General features: G+C 68.1%; 17 protein-coding genes. 9 read left to right on the top strand and 8 right to left on the bottom strand.

Features of this window, described 5'->3' with window-relative positions:
- On the top strand, positions 1 to 352 hold a 352-nt coding region (locus tag GVY64_RS33300), incomplete at its 5' end, for an alpha/beta hydrolase-fold protein (RefSeq protein WP_268895695.1).
- Between the two features lie 44 nt (positions 353 to 396).
- On the opposite strand, the gene GVY64_RS33305 is transcribed toward GVY64_RS33300, so the two are convergent.
- The 3 genes from GVY64_RS33305 to GVY64_RS33315 all read right to left on the bottom strand — a co-directional run bounded on the left by GVY64_RS33305 (position 397) and on the right by GVY64_RS33315 (position 3129).
- Positions 397 to 882, bottom strand: a complete 486-nt coding sequence (locus GVY64_RS33305; RefSeq protein WP_159850127.1) for a DUF2505 domain-containing protein — start codon at positions 880 to 882, stop codon at positions 397 to 399.
- A gap of 339 nt (positions 883 to 1221) precedes the next feature.
- Entirely contained in the window at positions 1222 to 2757 is a 1536-nt protein-coding gene (locus tag GVY64_RS33310; protein WP_159850129.1) for a hypothetical protein, read from the bottom strand.
- 156 nt (positions 2758 to 2913) lie between these two features.
- Positions 2914 to 3129 carry a hypothetical protein gene (locus GVY64_RS33315; RefSeq protein ID WP_442939662.1) on the bottom strand — a complete coding sequence of 72 codons (216 nt, stop codon included), beginning with the start codon at positions 3127 to 3129 and terminating at the stop codon, positions 2914 to 2916.
- 137 nt (positions 3130 to 3266) lie between these two features.
- On the opposite strand from GVY64_RS33315, the gene GVY64_RS33320 reads away from it, so the two are divergent.
- Positions 3267 to 4151 carry an alpha/beta fold hydrolase gene (locus tag GVY64_RS33320; protein WP_159850131.1) on the top strand — a complete coding sequence of 295 codons (885 nt, stop codon included), beginning with the start codon at positions 3267 to 3269 and terminating at the stop codon, positions 4149 to 4151.
- A 17-nt stretch (positions 4152 to 4168) separates the two neighbouring features.
- Here GVY64_RS33320 and GVY64_RS33325 read toward each other — a convergent pair whose 3' ends face one another.
- Entirely contained in the window at positions 4169 to 4375 is a 207-nt protein-coding gene (locus tag GVY64_RS33325) for a hypothetical protein (RefSeq protein ID WP_159850133.1), read from the bottom strand.
- A gap of 132 nt (positions 4376 to 4507) precedes the next feature.
- Here GVY64_RS33325 and GVY64_RS33330 point away from each other — a divergent pair, with 132 nt between their 5' ends.
- Positions 4508 to 5182: a cyclase family protein gene (locus GVY64_RS33330; protein ID WP_201298272.1), complete on the top strand. Its 675-nt coding sequence runs from the start codon at positions 4508 to 4510 to the stop codon at positions 5180 to 5182.
- A gap of 164 nt (positions 5183 to 5346) precedes the next feature.
- Here GVY64_RS33330 and GVY64_RS33335 read toward each other — a convergent pair whose 3' ends face one another.
- Positions 5347 to 6198 (bottom strand): crotonase/enoyl-CoA hydratase family protein, encoded by an 852-nt coding sequence (locus GVY64_RS33335; RefSeq protein WP_159850137.1) that lies wholly within the window; start codon positions 6196 to 6198, stop codon positions 5347 to 5349.
- A gap of 237 nt (positions 6199 to 6435) precedes the next feature.
- Between GVY64_RS33335 and GVY64_RS33340 the strand changes: the two genes are divergently transcribed.
- On the top strand, positions 6436 to 7197 hold the full coding sequence (locus tag GVY64_RS33340; RefSeq protein WP_159850139.1) for a 3-hydroxyacyl-CoA dehydrogenase: 762 nt from the start codon (positions 6436 to 6438) through the stop codon (positions 7195 to 7197).
- Between the two features lie 140 nt (positions 7198 to 7337).
- On the opposite strand, the gene GVY64_RS38245 is transcribed toward GVY64_RS33340, so the two are convergent.
- Both GVY64_RS38245 and GVY64_RS33350 read right to left on the bottom strand, forming a co-directional pair.
- A complete protein-coding gene (locus GVY64_RS38245; protein ID WP_236567449.1) occupies positions 7338 to 8261 on the bottom strand; it encodes a hypothetical protein in 924 nt (307 codons plus the stop codon).
- 108 nt (positions 8262 to 8369) lie between these two features.
- On the bottom strand, positions 8370 to 9131 hold the full coding sequence (locus tag GVY64_RS33350; protein WP_159850143.1) for a bestrophin-like domain: 762 nt from the start codon (positions 9129 to 9131) through the stop codon (positions 8370 to 8372).
- Positions 9132 to 9738: 607 nt separating this feature from the next.
- On the opposite strand from GVY64_RS33350, the gene GVY64_RS33355 reads away from it, so the two are divergent.
- The 5 genes from GVY64_RS33355 (at position 9739) to GVY64_RS33375 (ending at position 15808) form a co-directional block, all read left to right on the top strand.
- Positions 9739 to 10854, top strand: a complete 1116-nt coding sequence (locus GVY64_RS33355) for a hypothetical protein (protein ID WP_159850145.1) — start codon at positions 9739 to 9741, stop codon at positions 10852 to 10854.
- Positions 10855 to 11212: 358 nt separating this feature from the next.
- Positions 11213 to 12484 carry a cytochrome P450 gene (locus GVY64_RS33360; protein WP_159850185.1) on the top strand — a complete coding sequence of 424 codons (1272 nt, stop codon included), beginning with the start codon at positions 11213 to 11215 and terminating at the stop codon, positions 12482 to 12484.
- 181 nt (positions 12485 to 12665) lie between these two features.
- The gene (locus tag GVY64_RS33365) at positions 12666 to 14102 is read left to right on the top strand and encodes a hypothetical protein (protein ID WP_159850147.1); all 1437 of its coding nucleotides are present in this window, start codon (positions 12666 to 12668) and stop codon (positions 14100 to 14102) included.
- Between the two features lie 130 nt (positions 14103 to 14232).
- Positions 14233 to 15108, top strand: coding sequence for a DUF4231 domain-containing protein (locus GVY64_RS33370; protein ID WP_159850149.1), 876 nt, complete (start codon positions 14233 to 14235; stop codon positions 15106 to 15108).
- Between the two features lie 316 nt (positions 15109 to 15424).
- Entirely contained in the window at positions 15425 to 15808 is a 384-nt protein-coding gene (locus GVY64_RS33375; RefSeq protein ID WP_159850151.1) for a VOC family protein, read from the top strand.
- A 132-nt stretch (positions 15809 to 15940) separates the two neighbouring features.
- On the opposite strand, the gene GVY64_RS33380 is transcribed toward GVY64_RS33375, so the two are convergent.
- Positions 15941 to 16372: a hypothetical protein gene (locus GVY64_RS33380; protein WP_159850153.1), complete on the bottom strand. Its 432-nt coding sequence runs from the start codon at positions 16370 to 16372 to the stop codon at positions 15941 to 15943.
- Positions 16373 to 16416: the final 44 nt, after the last annotated feature.

The following is a 16416-nucleotide window of genomic DNA, read 5'->3' on the forward strand; positions in this document are numbered from 1 at the left end:
GGGACCGCCGACGGACCCGGCGTGGGCGGCCAACGACCCCTACCTACACGCCGACAAGCTGCGGGGTACCGCCATCTACGTCTCCACCGGCACCGGCGCACCCGGACCACACGACACCCTCGACGGCGCGCACGGATCCGGGATACAGCTGGCCTACCAGTTGATCATCGGCGCTCCGATGGAAGCCGTCACCGATCTGTGCACGCGTCAACTCCGGGATCGGCTGCGAGATCTGGGCGTCCCGGCGACATTCGAACTGCGTCCGACCGGAACCCACTCCTGGGGGTACTGGCAGGACGACTTGCACAAATCATGGGACACGATCGGTAGCGCGCTCGCCGATCGACCGTAGAGGCCAACGCTCTCGACCGAATGCCACGGAGCCCTTGCCGGGGTTCAGTGCCCGGCGATCCAAGCGTCCGTGTATTCCGCTTCCACGGCGAGCATCTCGACGAGCCGGGCCACGACGGCGGCCTCGATCTTTCTGCCGAACAGGGGGATGCCGACCTCGGCCGTGGCCTCGACGACCGCTACCGCCGCGTTGTCGCTCTCGGTGAGCCGGACGCTGCCGGTCACCTTGGCGGGCACGCCCTCCACGCGCGCGTCGAAACTGCCGCCCTCGTGGGTGTAGGTCTCGGTGCGGGTGATGACCAGACCTTCGGGTCGCACCGCGGTGACCGCGCCGGGCAACTGCGCCGCCGGGATGGTCTGCACCATCCGCACCTGCAGCCGGTCCTCGGCCGCGTCGAACTCGACGAGCCGCGCGTCGGCCCCGCCGACCTTCTCGACGCGGTCTTTCCAGTACTGTGCGTCGGCCAGCGCCGCACGGAGCGCGTCGGCCGAATGGGAGTAGGTGGCCGTATACGCCAACGGGGTCGCCATACCGGCACACGCTACCTGCTGTGCAGCCTCCGAAATCGGCGCATCGCCGCCATCGTCCCCGCCGGGACCGCTGCATCTGGCCGCGAGCGCGCGAATCGACAGCATGTCTCCGATCGTGACAGCCAGAAGCTGTATTGCGCCGTCGCCGTTGGCAAGTCATCGCCTTCGAACTGCGACGGTATGGGTCCGATACGGTGACAGGCCAGTTGATCTGCGGGCGGTGAGGAAGTTCTGGGCCGAAGGGTCGTGCGCCGCCCGGGTCGCCGGATTCGGCGCAGCCCATCGCTTGCGGGGAGCCGAGCGCGGTGGGCAACTCCGATCACCCACCGCGCCTGTGGTTCACGTCTCCGGGAACGCCAGCATGTCCCGGCGGAGCTCCGGGTCGATCTCCCGCTCGGCGGCCGCCGCGACCCACTCGCCGGCCCGCGTCGGGCGAACTTCCGGCGGCCAGGCGCCGAGCGCGACGAGGGCGCCCCGACGGCACCGGAGGACCCGATTGCCGAGAGCGACCCGCAGTAGCGTCTGCCCGGCGCCTGGATGCTCGCGTAGATTCCAGACGATGACCTCGAGCGCCCGATCGGCCTCATAGCCGGGACCCAGGCCGAGCGCTTCGGTCGGGCCGGTCGCCAGATCGTCGAGCGGAAGCAGTTCTTCGGCCAGAGCAACCACCTGCTCGACCGCGGTCCGCTCGGCATGGTGCATCGCCCACTGCCAGACATAGGCGTTGTACGGATCGCTCCGCAAGCGCGCGAACGCATTCGGTAGCGCGGTCATGCCCAGCCGCCCAGCGCAGGAGAGGGCGACCTCGAACGCGTGGGACCGGCGCTCGCCGGGGCTCTTCGGACCGGCCGGGACGGCGTGCGTCGCGAGTTCGCGGGTCACCAGATGGCGCCATCGCCGCTGTGTGGTGAGGGAGGCGTACCTGGCGCGCAGCCGGTCCGGCTCGCCGTCGGGCCAGTCGAAGCCGGTGTCGGACGTCAGCCGTGCGAGAGCCAGTGCCGCGTCGAGCCGCCCGAGAGTGGGCTCGGCCCGGTCGAGCAGTTCGGCGAAGCGGTGCATGGCGGGTACCGCGTCGTCGTAGTCGGACATGTCCTCGGCGGGGCCGCCGAGCGCGAGGGCCCGCAGGATGTCCGCCGCACCGTCGAGCAGGGCGTCATCGATGTGGTCGTCGAGCAGGGCGTCGTAGAGACCGCCGGTCGTGGCGGAGATCCACGCGAGATACTCGTTCATCACCCCGTTGCGGAAGCCGTGCCGCAGCAACCACGCTTTGATGTCGGGATCGGTGCAGCCTTTCAGCCGTTCCACGGCGTGGATGCGCCCCCAGCCGTCGAGGCGTTGGGCCAGTTCGAAGACCGCGCGGTGCCGATCGGGTTGGGTTTTCATGAGCGCGACGACGGCGAAGAGGGCGAATTCCTCCAGCGACCCCAGCAACTGGAGCAGCTCGCGGTCGCGCTCGTCGCCACACGTGCCCAGCAGCACGATGCCGAGCTTGGCGACCTCGCGCCGTGTGGCGTTCTCGGTCACGAATCGTGCTGCGCGATGGAGCTTTTCGAGGGGATACGAGCGTGAGCGCAGTTCCGTCACCAGGTCGTCCGCGACGTCCACCGCCCGCAGGTCGGCGAAGTGCTCGAGCAGGCGGGCCGGATCGTCGAGGTCGGCGAGGATGCGGTCGGCGAGTTCGGCGACGGGGTGGGTGCCCGTCCCGAAGTGATGTGTGCTGACGCCGTCGTATACCACACTGGGAAGGACGATTTCGCTCGCTTCGTCCGACTGTTCGTCCGGTAGAGGATACCCGTCACGCGGCCAAGGACCGGGACCGTGCAGGGCGGAGAGAGATAGCGCGTGGGCCACGAACGTGGCCGCGTGGGGGCTCATCGAGCCGGGCGCAGGACGCCCTTTCCGTGGGAGATCATGAACACGAGGATGGCAGCTCGCCGGGCGGGACGCAACCACGTCCCGCCCACGCCTGATCTGATAGTGAATCCTCGTGCAACTATCACTGCTCCTGCCCGATCTGAACGGTGAGGCCGTTCAGATCGGGCAGCCGCCTGCCGCGCCGGAGGGCGGTGCGAAGGAGTCCAGCGCGTACTTGCGGTGGTAGCGGACCAGCTTCTCGTATTGCAGGCGGTTGTAGGTCAGCGGAAGCAGCAACAGCCGGTCCGGCAGCAGGCGCCATGCCGCTTGCGGCACCCACACGTACACGGCGAACTCGAGGTGGTGCCGCCGCTTCAGTTGGAAGCCGACCATGTCGCGGACGCCGGGGTGTCGCTCCCGGCGAACCCGCGTCGGGAAGCCCTACGAGCGTCGAGTTCGCCGGGACCGCGGCGACTTCGGCCAGGGGCGATGCTCCCGGCCTGTCGGTGGCGTGCCCTACCGTCGGAGAGATGAGCAACAGAATCGCCGGCTTCACCTACGAGCGGGTGCCGGTCGGTGACGTCGGTCTGCACGTCGCCATGGCCGGGTCCGGCGCTCCGATCGTGCTGCTGCACGGCTTCCCGCAGACCCATCTCGCCTGGCGTCACGTGGCGACCGACCTCGCGCGGGATCATCTGGTGATCTGCCCGGATCTGCGCGGCTACGGCGACAGCGACAAGCCCGTCGGCGAGCCGGACGGCGCGATGTACGCCAAGCGGACGATGGCCGCCGACATCATCGAGCTCATGCGGTCGCTCGGCCATGAGCGTTTCGCGCTCGCGGGCCATGATCGGGGCGGATTGGTCGCTTTCCGTGCGGGTCTGGACCACCCGGACTCGATCAGCCATCTCGCCATACTCGACGTGCTACCGGCAGCGGACATGTGGTCCGCACTGCGGGGCACCTCCGGGATCTTCGCCTTCCATCTGTACCTGCTCGCGCAACCGTCCGAGCTGGCCGAGCGCATGATCCTCGCCGACCCCGATGTGTTCTTCGGACACTTCCTCGACGGCTGGTGCCGGATACCCGGCGCGATCCCCGCCGACGTCCGCGCCGCGTATCTCGCCGCGTCCCGCGTTCCCGGCGCCGTCCGTGCGATCTGCGCCGACTACCGGGCCGGCGCGTACATCGACAACGTCCACGACGAAGCCGACCGTCGTGCGGGTCGGCGGCTGGACATGCCGGTCGCCGCGCTCTGGCAGGATCCGGGCGAGGTCGTCCTTCCGTTCGACCCACGGTCCGTCTGGTCGGGCTGGGCGCGCGATCTCCGGGCCGGCGCAGTGCGATGCGGTCATTTCCTTCCGGAGGAGATGCCCGGTGTCGTCGTCGAAGCCCTCCGCGACCTGATCGACTGACCCGGCGGCGGGAGGCCTCAGGGCAGACGCATCAGCTGCCGGGAGAGAGTGAACAGGCGGCGGGCGAGTTTCACGACCGGAAGGCCCAGCGGAAGCAGGAGGATGGTCACGCACAGCACCGCCCCGACCAGCCACAGCACGGCCGCCAGCAATCCCAGTACCGTGCCGAGCACGGCCGTGAGAATTCCCAGCACCACGCCGAGCAGACCCTGTAGCAATCGCATGACGACCTTCCGGTTTCCATTCTGCGCTTCTTCGGACGGATCCGCATGTACCGATTTGGGTACCGATTTCGACCGGCACGGCGCCGCCGAGGAGGGAACGTCTCCCGGCGCGAGCGCGGTAGCGTCCCTGGCATGAGCCGAGCGATCGTGGAGCTGTCACATCCGATCTCGGACGGTATGCCGACCCAGCCGGGCCTGCCCGCACCGCGGATCACTACGGCTGTGGCACGTGACCAATCTCCGCTGGTGGACATGACCTACGACATCGCGCGCGTGGACATGGTGGGTCCGACCGGGACGTATATCGACGCACCGTTCCATTTCCACGCCGGGGGAGCCGATGTCGCCGAACTGCCGGTGGAACGGCTGTTCAACGTGCCGATCGTGATCATCCGCGCCGCGGGACTGCGCACGGTCGGGCCGGATGTGCTCGGCGATCCCGCGGGCCTGTGGGGCAAGGCGGTGCTGGTGCACACCGGGTGGTCGGCCAAATGGGGCTCCTCGGCGTATCGGGAACCCGGGCATCCTTTCCTGATCGGTGAGGTGGCGGATGCCCTGGTGGCGGCGAATGTGGCGCTGGTGGGTATCGACTCGCTGAACATCGATGACACGTCCTTGCCGACGCGGCCGTGTCACCACACGCTGCTCGGCGCCGGAATCCCGATCATCGAGCAGATGACGAATCTGGACGCGGTCCCGGACACCGGCGCCAGACTGGTCGCACTGCCGGCGCCGGTGCGCGGGATGGGTTCGTTCCCGCTGCGCGCCGTGGCGTGGACCGAGCACGCGGGAGCGGGGCACCGATAAGCAGCTTTCCCAGCCGCGAGACCCGTCCGCGGGGATAGCGGGCGGGATTTCGACTTGGTACGGCCGGTGGCGATCACCGCGCTGCCGCGGGAGTCACTCGCCACAGTCGACGGATCCTGATCGCAGCCGACCGAATCGTCGAATCCGTTTGTACCGCAGACGATCTAGGGCCGGAACGGTGGGACGGCGAGATCGTCGCCGAAGATGTCCGGAAGGTCGCGCGCGACGCTGTCGGGGAAGCGGGCGGGCCGCTTCTCCAGGAACGCCGCCACGCCTTCCCTGGCGTCGGCGGCGGCGCCGCGGTGGTAGATGCCGCGGGATTCGATGCGGTGCGCGATCATCGGATGCTCGGATCCGAGGTTGCGCCACAGCATCTGCCGGGACAGCGCCACCGAGACGGGTGCGGAATGTTCGGTCACGCGGCGGGCGAGCGCACGGGCCTCGTCGAGCAGTGTGTCCGCCGGATGCAGCGCGGAGAACAGTCCCGCGTCGAGCGCTTCGGCCGCGTCCACGAGACGGCCCGAGTACACCCAGTCCAGCGCGGTCTGCATCGGTACCAGCCGGGGGAGGAACCAGCTGGAGCAGGACTCGGGAACGATGCCGCGCCGGTTGAAGACGAACCCGATCCGGGCATTGTCGACGGCGAGCCGGAAGTCCGCCGCGAGCGTCATGGTGATGCCCACCCCGACGGCCGGGCCGTTGACGGCGGCGATGATCGGCTTGCGGGATTCGAACATGCGCAGAACGAGTTCGCCCCCACTGTCGCGGAAGGATTCGGCGGCGTCCCGGTCGTCGGCGACGAAGGTATCCGCGCCCGCCGACAGGTCCGCGCCCGCACAGAAGGCGCGTCCGGCGCCCGTGAGGATCACCGCGCGGATCCGATCGTCGCGGTCGCAGGTGTCGAAGGCCTCGATCAACTCGGTCCCCATCGCTGTGGTGAACGCGTTGAGCTGCTCGGGGCGGTCGAGGGTGACGGTGGCGATGGCGTCGGAGACGTCCAGGCGAATATCGGCCATAACGGACAGCTTGCCATCACGCCGAGCTGCACGCTCTTGCAGGGGGTTCGCGTCGGCCCGGCGACCTCCGCGCCTTTTCGAAGGAGAATGGCTGTTTACTTAGTGCTGCCGGGACGGTTAGCCTGTCGCCGTGTCTCGAACGGACACGGCGCCTGGCTCCCCGCACCCGGGGTGACAGCGGAAACCGTCGGCCGGCGGTTCGCGCCGCCGTTCGACGACCCGGAGAAAAGGAGTGGGATGGAGATCAGCAACTCGGTCGCCGCAGTGACCGGTGGCGCGTCGGGACTCGGTTTGGCGACCGTGCGGGAGCTGCACGGCAAGGGAGCGAAGGTCGTGATCATGGACCTGCCTTCGTCCTCCGGCGAAGCCGTCGCCAAAGAGCTCGGTGACGGCGTGGTATTCGCCGCTGCCGACGTCACGAACGAGGAGCAGGTCACTGCGGCGCTCGATGCCGCGCAGGAGCTGGGCGACCTGCGGATAGCGGTGAACTGCGCCGGTATCGGCAACGCCATCAAGACCGTCGGCAAGAACGGGGCGTTCCCGCTGGCGGACTTCACCAAGGTGATCAACGTCAACCTGATCGGCACCTTCAACGTCCTGCGGCTGGCCGCCGAACGGATCGCGAAGACCGATCCGGTCGGCGAGGAGCGCGGTGTCATCATCAACACCGCGTCGGTGGCGGCGTTCGACGGTCAGGTCGGGCAAGCGGCGTACTCGGCGTCCAAGGGCGGGATCGTGGGCCTGACCTTGCCGGTGGCGCGTGACCTCGCGGCGATCAAGATCCGTGTGGTGACCATCGCGCCGGGTTTGTTCCACACCCCGCTGTTCGCCACGTTGCCCGACGAGGCCATCGCATCCCTGGGCGCACAGGTGCCGCATCCCTCGCGACTCGGCGATCCCACCGAATACGCCGCGCTCGCACGCCACATCGTGGAGAACCCGATGCTGAACGGTGAGACCATCCGTCTCGACGGCGCCATCCGGATGGCCCCGCGCTGACGTAGTCGCGGGCGTTGCCGGGCATGCGGGTGTTGGGCTGACCGACACCCGCACGGCGCCTGCGACCGTACCCGTCCGGCGGCAGCTCGGACCCCGTGCTGTAATCGTGGCAGAGACCGGCTGTCCGCGCGCCCCGGCGCTCAGCGGGCTCGTCTCGCGCCGGGCGCGATGCGTATGCCGACGACGGTGATGACCGTGACCACTAAAACCGTCATCAGCTTCATGAGATTCCACGTTTCGGGGTCGTGGAGCGGTTCGGCAGCTCGAACGTCCTTTCCCCGCGGGCGATTCGGTGGGGGCGTGGGCGGCTGAATCGAAGGGCGCTCGGCTCGCGGCTGTGTCCGCATGGGTATATCGGCCGGAGCCGGAACGATGCGGACTTCGGGGGGCGGCGGCCCGAGCTGGAGGGGGCTCATGGGCACCGACGGGGCGGTGGGAAGCAGCAACAAGCAGGTCAGCAAAGCGCTGCCGGAGAAGGCGCTGCCGACGGCGGCGCTGCCCAGACTCGACCCGCTGGACCCGGGACCGATGAGGCCCGGCACGAGGGAGCTGGAGCCGAGGGAGCCGAAGCCGCTGCCCGTCGCGAGCCCGAGCAGCAACAATGCGCTACCGGTTGCGGCACTTCCGGAACACGCCAGCTGGACGCTGCCCGTGTCGAGCTCCATCGTTTCGGCCGGACTCGCCGTCATTGCGGTCGGCGTGGGTGCGGCGTCCGCCGTCGGCGGGGTGCGGTTGCCGAGTTCCTGATCCTCGGTGGCGAGCAGGCCACCGCGTGCACCGCCGGCCCCAGCGCTGCCGGTCGCGACATTGCCCGCACTGCCGGAAGGCAGTCGAATCGGGCCGAGGGCCAGAGATCCCCCACCGGTCGGACTGTCGGCCCCGAGCCCGGAGGCGCTGCCGGACGAGAGAAAGTCGGAACCGAAGCTCGGACCACTGCTCGCGTAGGGGCTCACGGGACCGGCACCGCCCCCTGAACTCCCGGTCGCCAGATCGCCGAGCGGCAGCCACGGCGGGGCTTCCGCCGATGCTTCCAGCGGCCGAGCCGCGAATACCACCACGGTCAAGGGCAGTATCGCCGTGGCCAAACCCTTTGCCAGTCGCGGAGTTCGAGTTGTGTCTCGGTTGCTTCGCATGTGCAGTCGCCTCGTCGTAGTCGAAACCGGCCGGAAGGTTCACGTGGTGTGCTGATACCGGGACAGAGCGAGTTCGAAGGCTTCCTTCGGGACCACGTTCCCGCCGGAGAACGGCTCGTCGAGGTTGTAGATGGCCCGGATCACCACGCCGACGATCGCGCCGAGCAGCGCGGTGGTCACGACGCTGCGCTTGGTGACCTGGACACCGGAGAGGACCACGCTCGACAACAGCAGGACTGTGCAGATCCACATGGCCAGGTAGAGGAAGCCGGGAACTCGGTAAGCGGCGTCGAGCGCACGGTCGGCTCGGGCTTGGGCCACCGCGTCGAGGCTGGTGAGGGCGCTGGTGCGGAGTTCGTCGACCTCGTCGTCCGCCGAGTTCACCGCGGCCACCGCGTCTCGCAGGTCGTCGAGGGTGTCCTGAGTGGATTGACTGAGGCGGCCGTCGTCGGCCATGACCGCCCATTCCTCGGTGAGGACCTGCTCGGTGTACTCGCGGACCAGTCCCTGGATTCCGGCGTGGTCGGGCTCGGGCATGCCGTGCGCGGCCCAGTAGGTATCGATGAGCGCCTTGGCTTCGGCGATGGTGTGATTGCGCGCGTTGTCGTACTGCTGCCAGGCGATCACCACGATGAACGCGACCACCGCCATGAAAATCGTGTTGATCAGATTGAGCACCAGCGCGCCGACCGTGTCGTCGTCGGTGTGCCGCCACGCCTTCGGATGTAGGCGATCGCCGGACACGAAGACGGCCACCGCGACCAGCGCGGTGAGTGCGGGCACGAGAAATTCGAAGGCCACGCGGTACTCCGTTCTGTCTGATGGTTCTCGCGACCGTCGCGTGGGCGAGGCACCGCAGATCTACCGCGCCGACCGGTGGGTGAACCGGCGTACGTCGAGTACCGCAGGGCGCGCGGATGCCGAAACCGCTTCGAATCGTCGATCGGATTGCGGGAAGGCGCATTTCACCGGCGGTCGGCCGGAACCACCTCGACCCGAGCATTTCGATTGTCCTGCGTGGCCCTCACCCCCGAGATGGATGCCGAGACGATCGACGATGACGCTGTCGACCGTCTGCGTTTGTTCGGCTCTGATCAGTGGTGCACAGCAAATCGGTACGCGACCCACGGCGCCGGTACGAACCGGCCGCCGCCGGATTGTCCTCCCCGGCGAACCGTTCCGGACGAGACCGATGGTAGACTGCGAATCCATCTGCGTGTGGCGAAATTTCGCAGATTCGGTGGGACAGTGGGGATCCACGCGACAGTCCCGCGCTTCTCGATAGCGGGTGGACATCAGGGGGTGCGGGATCGGCGCGCGTCCGTGTACGCTTGCACAGCTACCGATCGGCGTAACGGAGATGCCCTGGGCCGCGGGATCCCGCGGCCCGACAACAGAAGAGCCACAGATGACCAGATTCGCGCATTATGTCGGCAGCCTGCCTGCCGAACTGATGACGGGTGATCGTGCCGTCATGCAATGGTTTGCCGACCACAGTGAGGGACGGCCGGTCACCGCGCTGCCGTGTGACCTCGATCCGGACTGGATCATGGACTATCTGCGCACGCGCAAGCAGCATGCCGACGTCTTCGAGATCGTCCGGGCGGGCGAGTACGCCGACTACGGAGATTTCCCCAGCTACGGCCTGCGGTCCGGGTGCACGCTGGAGCCCCGGCATGTCTCGATGAATCGGGTCGAGCGAATCGGCCGGGTCATGGAGGCGTTCGAGTCGCTGCGGAGCGACCGGCCGGAGCTGGCCGCGACGAAAATTCAGATCAGTCAGCCCAATCCGCTGGATCTCGCGATGTTCGTCTTCGCGGCCGCCGCCGTGTCCGGCGGGCTGCCGGTTTGGCCTGCGGTGCGGCGCTCCGGGCTCGTGGTGGACGCGCTCCGGCAGCTGCCGGTGTTCACCGAAGCGGTGATCCAGGAGATGGCCGAGGTCGTCGAGCGGTACGGCGATCGTGTGGTCTGGCAGCTCGAGTCGCCCATCGCGCTGCTGAGCATGGTCAAAGCCGAGCAGTTGCGGTCGCAGTGGGCACTCGCCCCGCTGGTCGCGCGGCAACTCGCCGGTGTTCTCGGTCGGATGCACGAAATCGGGGCGGAAGCGATCGTCCACCTGTGCTACGGCGACTACCAGCACAAGAGCCTGCTGAGCCCACGCTCTCTCGCCCCGGCGGTGAAGCTGCTCGGCCGCACCGCGCGATTGCTGCGCGAACAGGGGACTCCACTACCTCCGGTGCATATCCCGTGCGCCTACGGCGCCGAGCCTGCTCCGCAGGACCTGCGGTTCTACGCACCGCTGCGCACGCTCGATCCGGACTGGAAAGTGATCGCCGGTGTGGTCTCTCCGGACTCCGAGGAGGACAGCGCTCGCGCGCTCGCTCTCTTCGAGCAGGCGGCCGGACGCGCGGCCTACGGCGTCGCGACCGCCTGCGGGCTCGGCCGATGCACTGTGGACGCCGCACGTCAGGCGGCCGCGACCATGGTGGCCTTGGCCGGCGCCGGTGACGGCCGCGAACAGTGATCTGCCCCGCGATAGCCGACGCCGAATCGGCATCGGCGGGTTGCCGCGATCGCCGCGGGCCGAGTACGGTTCCGAGCTGGTTCGCGATGATCGTGCCGCGCCGCGTCGACCAGCGCTTTCGCCGGGATGCCGCCCGGTGATTCGGCGAATTGCGTTGTCCGGTACCGGCTCTCGTGTAGCGTCCGATGCCGCCTTCGTCAGCGCCACGATCGGAGCGTTGCTATGTTGCTAGCGTAAGCGGGTCGCCAAGCTCTGGACGACAGGTCTTGGAAGGCACGTGCACCCGCTCACCGATCACGTTCGTCGAATAGCTGTTCCATTACCTGGAGTCACGTTCTTGACCACACCACAGTCCCCGATGGCCGCGCCGCATACCACTGGAACCGGAGCGTGCCCCGTCCAGCACGGATTCCCGACGGAGGCGGATGCCCCGCGTGTGCCGCTGTACACGACGGAGTTCGTCGCCGACCCGCACCGCGCATACCGCGAGATGCGTCGCGAGCACGGCTCGCTGGTTCCGATCGAGCTGGCGCCCGGCGTGCCGGCCACCCTGGTGATCGGCTACCAGACCGCGGTGCGCATTCTCAGCGACCCCGACCATTTTCCGGCCGATCCCCGCACGTGGCAGAAGACCATCCCGGAAGACTCGCCAGTCCGGCCGATGATGGAGTGGTATCCGGCCGCGCGGTACAACACCGGGCTGGCCCATGATCGCTATCGGCATGCCTCCGTCGACGCCATCGACGGCATCGATTTGTTCGACGTGCCGACCACGGTCGAACACATCGCCGTCCCGCTGATCAATTCGTTCTGCCAAACCGGCACCGCCGATCTGGTGAGCCAGTATGCGTTTCCGCTCGTCCTCGAAGTCCTCAACCAGATGGTCGGCTGCCCGGCCGAAATCGGCGAGCGGGTCGCGACCGGTATGGCCGCCCGCTTCGACACGGTGCGGGGGCCCGAGGGCATGAAGATGCTCAAAGAGGCGCTGATGCAGCTCATCCGGCTCAAGCGCCAACAGCCCGGCGAGGACGTCACCTCGCGGCTGGCGCATCACTCGACCGAACTCGACGACATCGAGATCTTCGCCCAGCTCATGAGTTTCTACGGGGCCGGGTTCGAGGCGCAGCGCAACCTGATCACGAACGCCCTGCTGCTGATGATCACCGACGACCGGTTCCGTTTCGGCGACGTCCTCGGCCGGAATCTGTCCACCACCGACGCACTCGACGAGGTCCTGTTCAACGACCCGCCGATGGCGAATTTCTGCACGACGTACCCGCGGCAACCGATCATGGTCGACGGTGTCTGGCTGCCGGCCGACCAGCCGGTCGTCATCAGCCTCGCAGGCTGCAACAACGACCCCCAGATCCGGGGGACCGACGAGCCCGGCGGCAGCCGGATCGGCAACCGCTCGCACCTGGCGTGGAGCGCGGGACCGCATGCCTGCCCGGCGAAATCCGTCGCCTACATGACGGTGCAGAACGCCATCGATCAGCTGCTCGACGCGCTGCCGGAGATCCAGTTGGCCACGCCCAAGAGCGCGCTGCAATGGCGGCCGGGCCCGTTCCACCGGGCACTGGGGGCCTTGCCGGTCGTCTTCCCGAAGTCCGCGCCGGTGCGCATCGTGTAGCGCGGCGGCGCACCGTGGCTCGTCAGCGGAACAGTCCGACGGCGGGGTGTGGGAATAACGGACGTGCTCGCCCGGGCCCGGGTACATACTGGTGCTCGGCGACGAACGCAGCCGGAGTGCGCGGCGGCTCGCGGATGTCGGGTGCGTGGATGTTCGTCGGCAGGGGCGGGACGGTACGCCAGTGGTAGTCAGCGGAATCGGCGACAACGAGTTGTACGCGCGCGTGCGCGAGGAGGAATCCGCGTCGTTGCGCTCGGCGGCCGGCAACGCCGTCCGATTCGCGCTGGCGGTGGTGGCTGTCGTCCTGGTCTGGGCTCGCGGGCCGCAACTGCTGGCGGTATGGGTGCCCGTGGTGGACCTGTCGTCGTGGCGGCAGCTGGTGTTGTTCCCGCTGGCGGTGCTCGGTGTGGGGGCCTTCGCCGCCGGTGCGGAGGCTGTCGGCGACGCGTCGCGCGGATTGCGAGCGAGGTCGATCCGGCGGCGCGTGGATCGCGATCCCGATCAGATCGCGATGCTGGTGCCGCCACGGGAGACGCACATGGCCAGTGTGCAGGCGGTCCGGAGTCATCGGTCGGCCACGGTGCGGCGCTTGCTCTGGGTGGGCGTGCCGGTCGCGCTGTTCGTCGGAGTTCTGGTCGGCGGTGTGTCGGTGGAGGAGCCGGACGGGACGCGGCGTCCCGCGCCGGAGCTGGAGCCGGCGGTACTCGGGTTCGTGACACTGGTTGCCGCCCTGCTATTGGTGTCGGTCGCCCTGCGGTGGCGGCGGTGGAAGGCCGGCCGAACTGTCGAGAAGTGGTCCACCGACCCTGCGTACAGCGCTCGGATCAGCCCGCTCGGCCCGGATCCGGCGTGGTCTCGCGCAGCGGAGATCCCAGCGCTCACCGTGAAGTTCATCACCCCGCCCCGAAGCGGGGGCGATATCCGGCAGGTGTCGCTGCGATCCAACGTCATCGGCGCGAAGCCGGTACAGATCGTCTATCTTCGCCTGTTCGACAATCGGGCGCGGGCCCGCGAGTTCCTGCGCGGCGCATGGCGGGAATTCGGGTATGTGCACCTACTGCGCAGCGCCGCGTCGGTCGGCCCGGACGAAGTCCGGAAGATTCGACGGGACAACACTTTCCGCACCATGTTCGTGGCCTCGCCGCGTATGCTGCGCGAGGAGCTTGCGAAACACCCGGCCGAGCCGTTCCCGCCGGGGCGCAGGCGGCTGATGGGCGTGACGGATCTGGCGGTGAAGGTCCGCGACCCCGCGGGCAGCTATCCGGTCCGTCCCATTCTCTGCCATGTCAGTTTCTGGCAAGCGGCAGTGGACATGCTGCTGTCCCGGGTCGATTACGTCGTTTTGGATCTGGCCGGATACCTCCCGGCCAACGCCGGAACGCGGTTCGAATTGCAACGCGTGATCGACCGCTTTCCCATCACCGAGGTCGTCTTCCTCTGCGATGGCAAAAGCGATCGAGCGTTCCTGAAAGCGCAGGTGCTGCATCACTGGTCTCGGATGGACAGCCGCTCACCGAATGCCGGTACCACCCCGCGGACCGCCCGGATCGCCGTGACGGATGGTCATCGGGCCACGACCCGGTATCTCATGGCAGATCTGCAGGTCCGTCACGGCTGACGCGGCGCACCGGGTGGAACCCGGACCTTCGGCGCGCACATGGCAATTGCCAAGCTGCGCAAATTGATTCGAGAGGCAGTGCCCGACTGCTACCCTTCGGCCATGTCGGTTCGAGGGGGGTGCGCGGCCTGTGCAGCACGCTGACGATTATCCCGGGCTTTTCCAGTCCGCGGACACGGCGGCAATGTACGGCCAGCAGTTCTATCTCCGCGCCTACGGGGCCCGGCTCTGGCTGGCGGTGGTGGCGGCGGCGTGCGCGGCCTTCACCGTCCGGGTCGGCTCGTCGGGGACCGACATAGCGGCCATCCTGACCGCCATGGCGTTCGTCGGAATCCTGGCCGTCGACGTGGGAGTCCTGCGCAGCCGTCCCGGCAAGTCCTGGTACGAAGGCCGCGCGCTCGCCGAGTCGGTGAAGACCTTGACCTGGAAGTACGCCGTCCAGGGCGCGCCGTTCGTCGGCACGCTGTCCCCGGCCGAGGCCGATCGGATGCTGATCGACCGTATCAGGCTGTTGCGCCAGGATATCTCGGCGCTCGCGCTGCGGCCGACCACCGCTCCGGCGATCAGCGATCGCATGCGGCAGTTGCGTTCCGCCTCGTTCGACGAACGCCGCCGCGTCTACCTGGACGACCGCATCCGGGAACAACAACGGTGGTATGCCACCAAATCCGGCTACCATCAACGCAGATCCCAGATTTACGGCACGATGTCGCTCGTCTTCGAGGTGGCGGGTGTCGCAGGGGCGCTGGCAAAGGCGTTCAACGCGGTGAATTTCGACCTGGCGGGCATTTTCGCGGCGGCCGTCGCGGGCCTTGCCGCGTGGTCGTCGGCCCGGCAGCACAGCACCGCGGCCGCCGCCTACGCCGTCGCTTCGAACGAATTGAGCATCGTCGCCGAAGTTCTGGAGCAGAACCACACCGAAGGCGACTGGGCCGACGCGGTATCCGACGCCGAGGAAGCGATCAGCCGCGAACATACCCTCTGGCGAGCGTCGCACGGCGAATAGCGTCCATCACCGTGTGCTCGGCGCGGGTATTCGATCGGACGTCCGATGACCCGGCGTGGCTGCCGGAGATGACCTGATTCGGGGCTTACCATGATCAAGCTGTACGACGTGGCGGCGTCGTATGGCGAACGGGGAAGCGGCCCGTCCGGCGTGATTCGTGACGCCGGGCGGGCCGTTGCATTCGGCCAGGCCGGTCGGTTGTCAGCTGTGCCTCCGTACAGTCCGGCATGCAGGCGGAGGGTTCCGGAATACCGCGTTTGTCGCTGGGCGGTGCGGGTAGGCAACGACGAATGGCGTAGGTCAGGAAGGTCGGATTATGGCATCGAACAACGGGGTCGGTCGGTTGCGCAGCGTCGTGCTGGATTGCCCCGAACCACGCAAACTCGCCAGGTTCTACCAGGAGTTGCTCGGGGGAGATCTGCTCGAGGACGAGGACGACAACTGGGTGGTGCTGGTCGAAACATCGGGTAGGCGCATCGCGTTTCAGACAGCGCCCCAGTACAAGCCGCCGCGTTTCCCCGATCCCGAGGCGTCGCAACAGGTTCATTTCGACGTGTTGGTGGACGATATCGAGCAAGCCGAGCCGGCTGCGCTCGCGTTGGGCGCGACACTCGTGCAAGCCGACACCGACGGAGCGTTCCGCGTCTACGCCGACCCGGTGGGGCACACGTTCTGTCTGGTCTGGCTTCCGGACGAGTGAGGTAGGCGATCGGAGCGCCACCGCCCGGCCCGCCGCCCGGAAGCGATCGCGCGAAATGCGGCGACGGCGTTCACCGGTGACGGGGCGGGCGGTGGCGAGTGGGAATGCATCCGATCGGCTCGCCGGCTGCCGTTATTCGGGCGGGGCGGGTCGCCGGATGTCGTCGGCTACCGAACCGCCCGCGACGTCGGCGGCGACACCGATCTGCTCCTCGTAGCGGTGCGCGGTGCGCACTTCGTCGCTGTCGCTGCTGATGTCCGCGAGCTTGCGATCGTCCTCGAGCTTCTCGGCCTCTCCGGTCTCTCGGTTCGGATCGACGTCGGGCTCCTCCTCGGCGAGCCGGTCGCCGATCGGTCGAGGATGGGCTTGCTCCCACGGCGTCACGCCGTACTTGGTGACGCCGCTCCAGTGCTCCGGCGGGTCCATTCCGGCCTCGAGTGGGTCGGAACGCAGTCGGTCCTCGTCGAGATCCTCGGCGCTGTTCAGGGCCGCCGGATCGGATTCGGTCGAGTCGGGCGCGCCCGTGTCCTGCGGCGGGTCATAGGTCTCGTTCGGTTCGGTCATCACTGCCTCCTCTCCTGCATCCAGCGACTTCCCGCAACCGTCGT

This window comes from Nocardia sp. CY41 (assembly GCF_009829325.1).
Lineage (GTDB): Bacteria > Actinomycetota > Actinomycetes > Mycobacteriales > Mycobacteriaceae > Nocardia.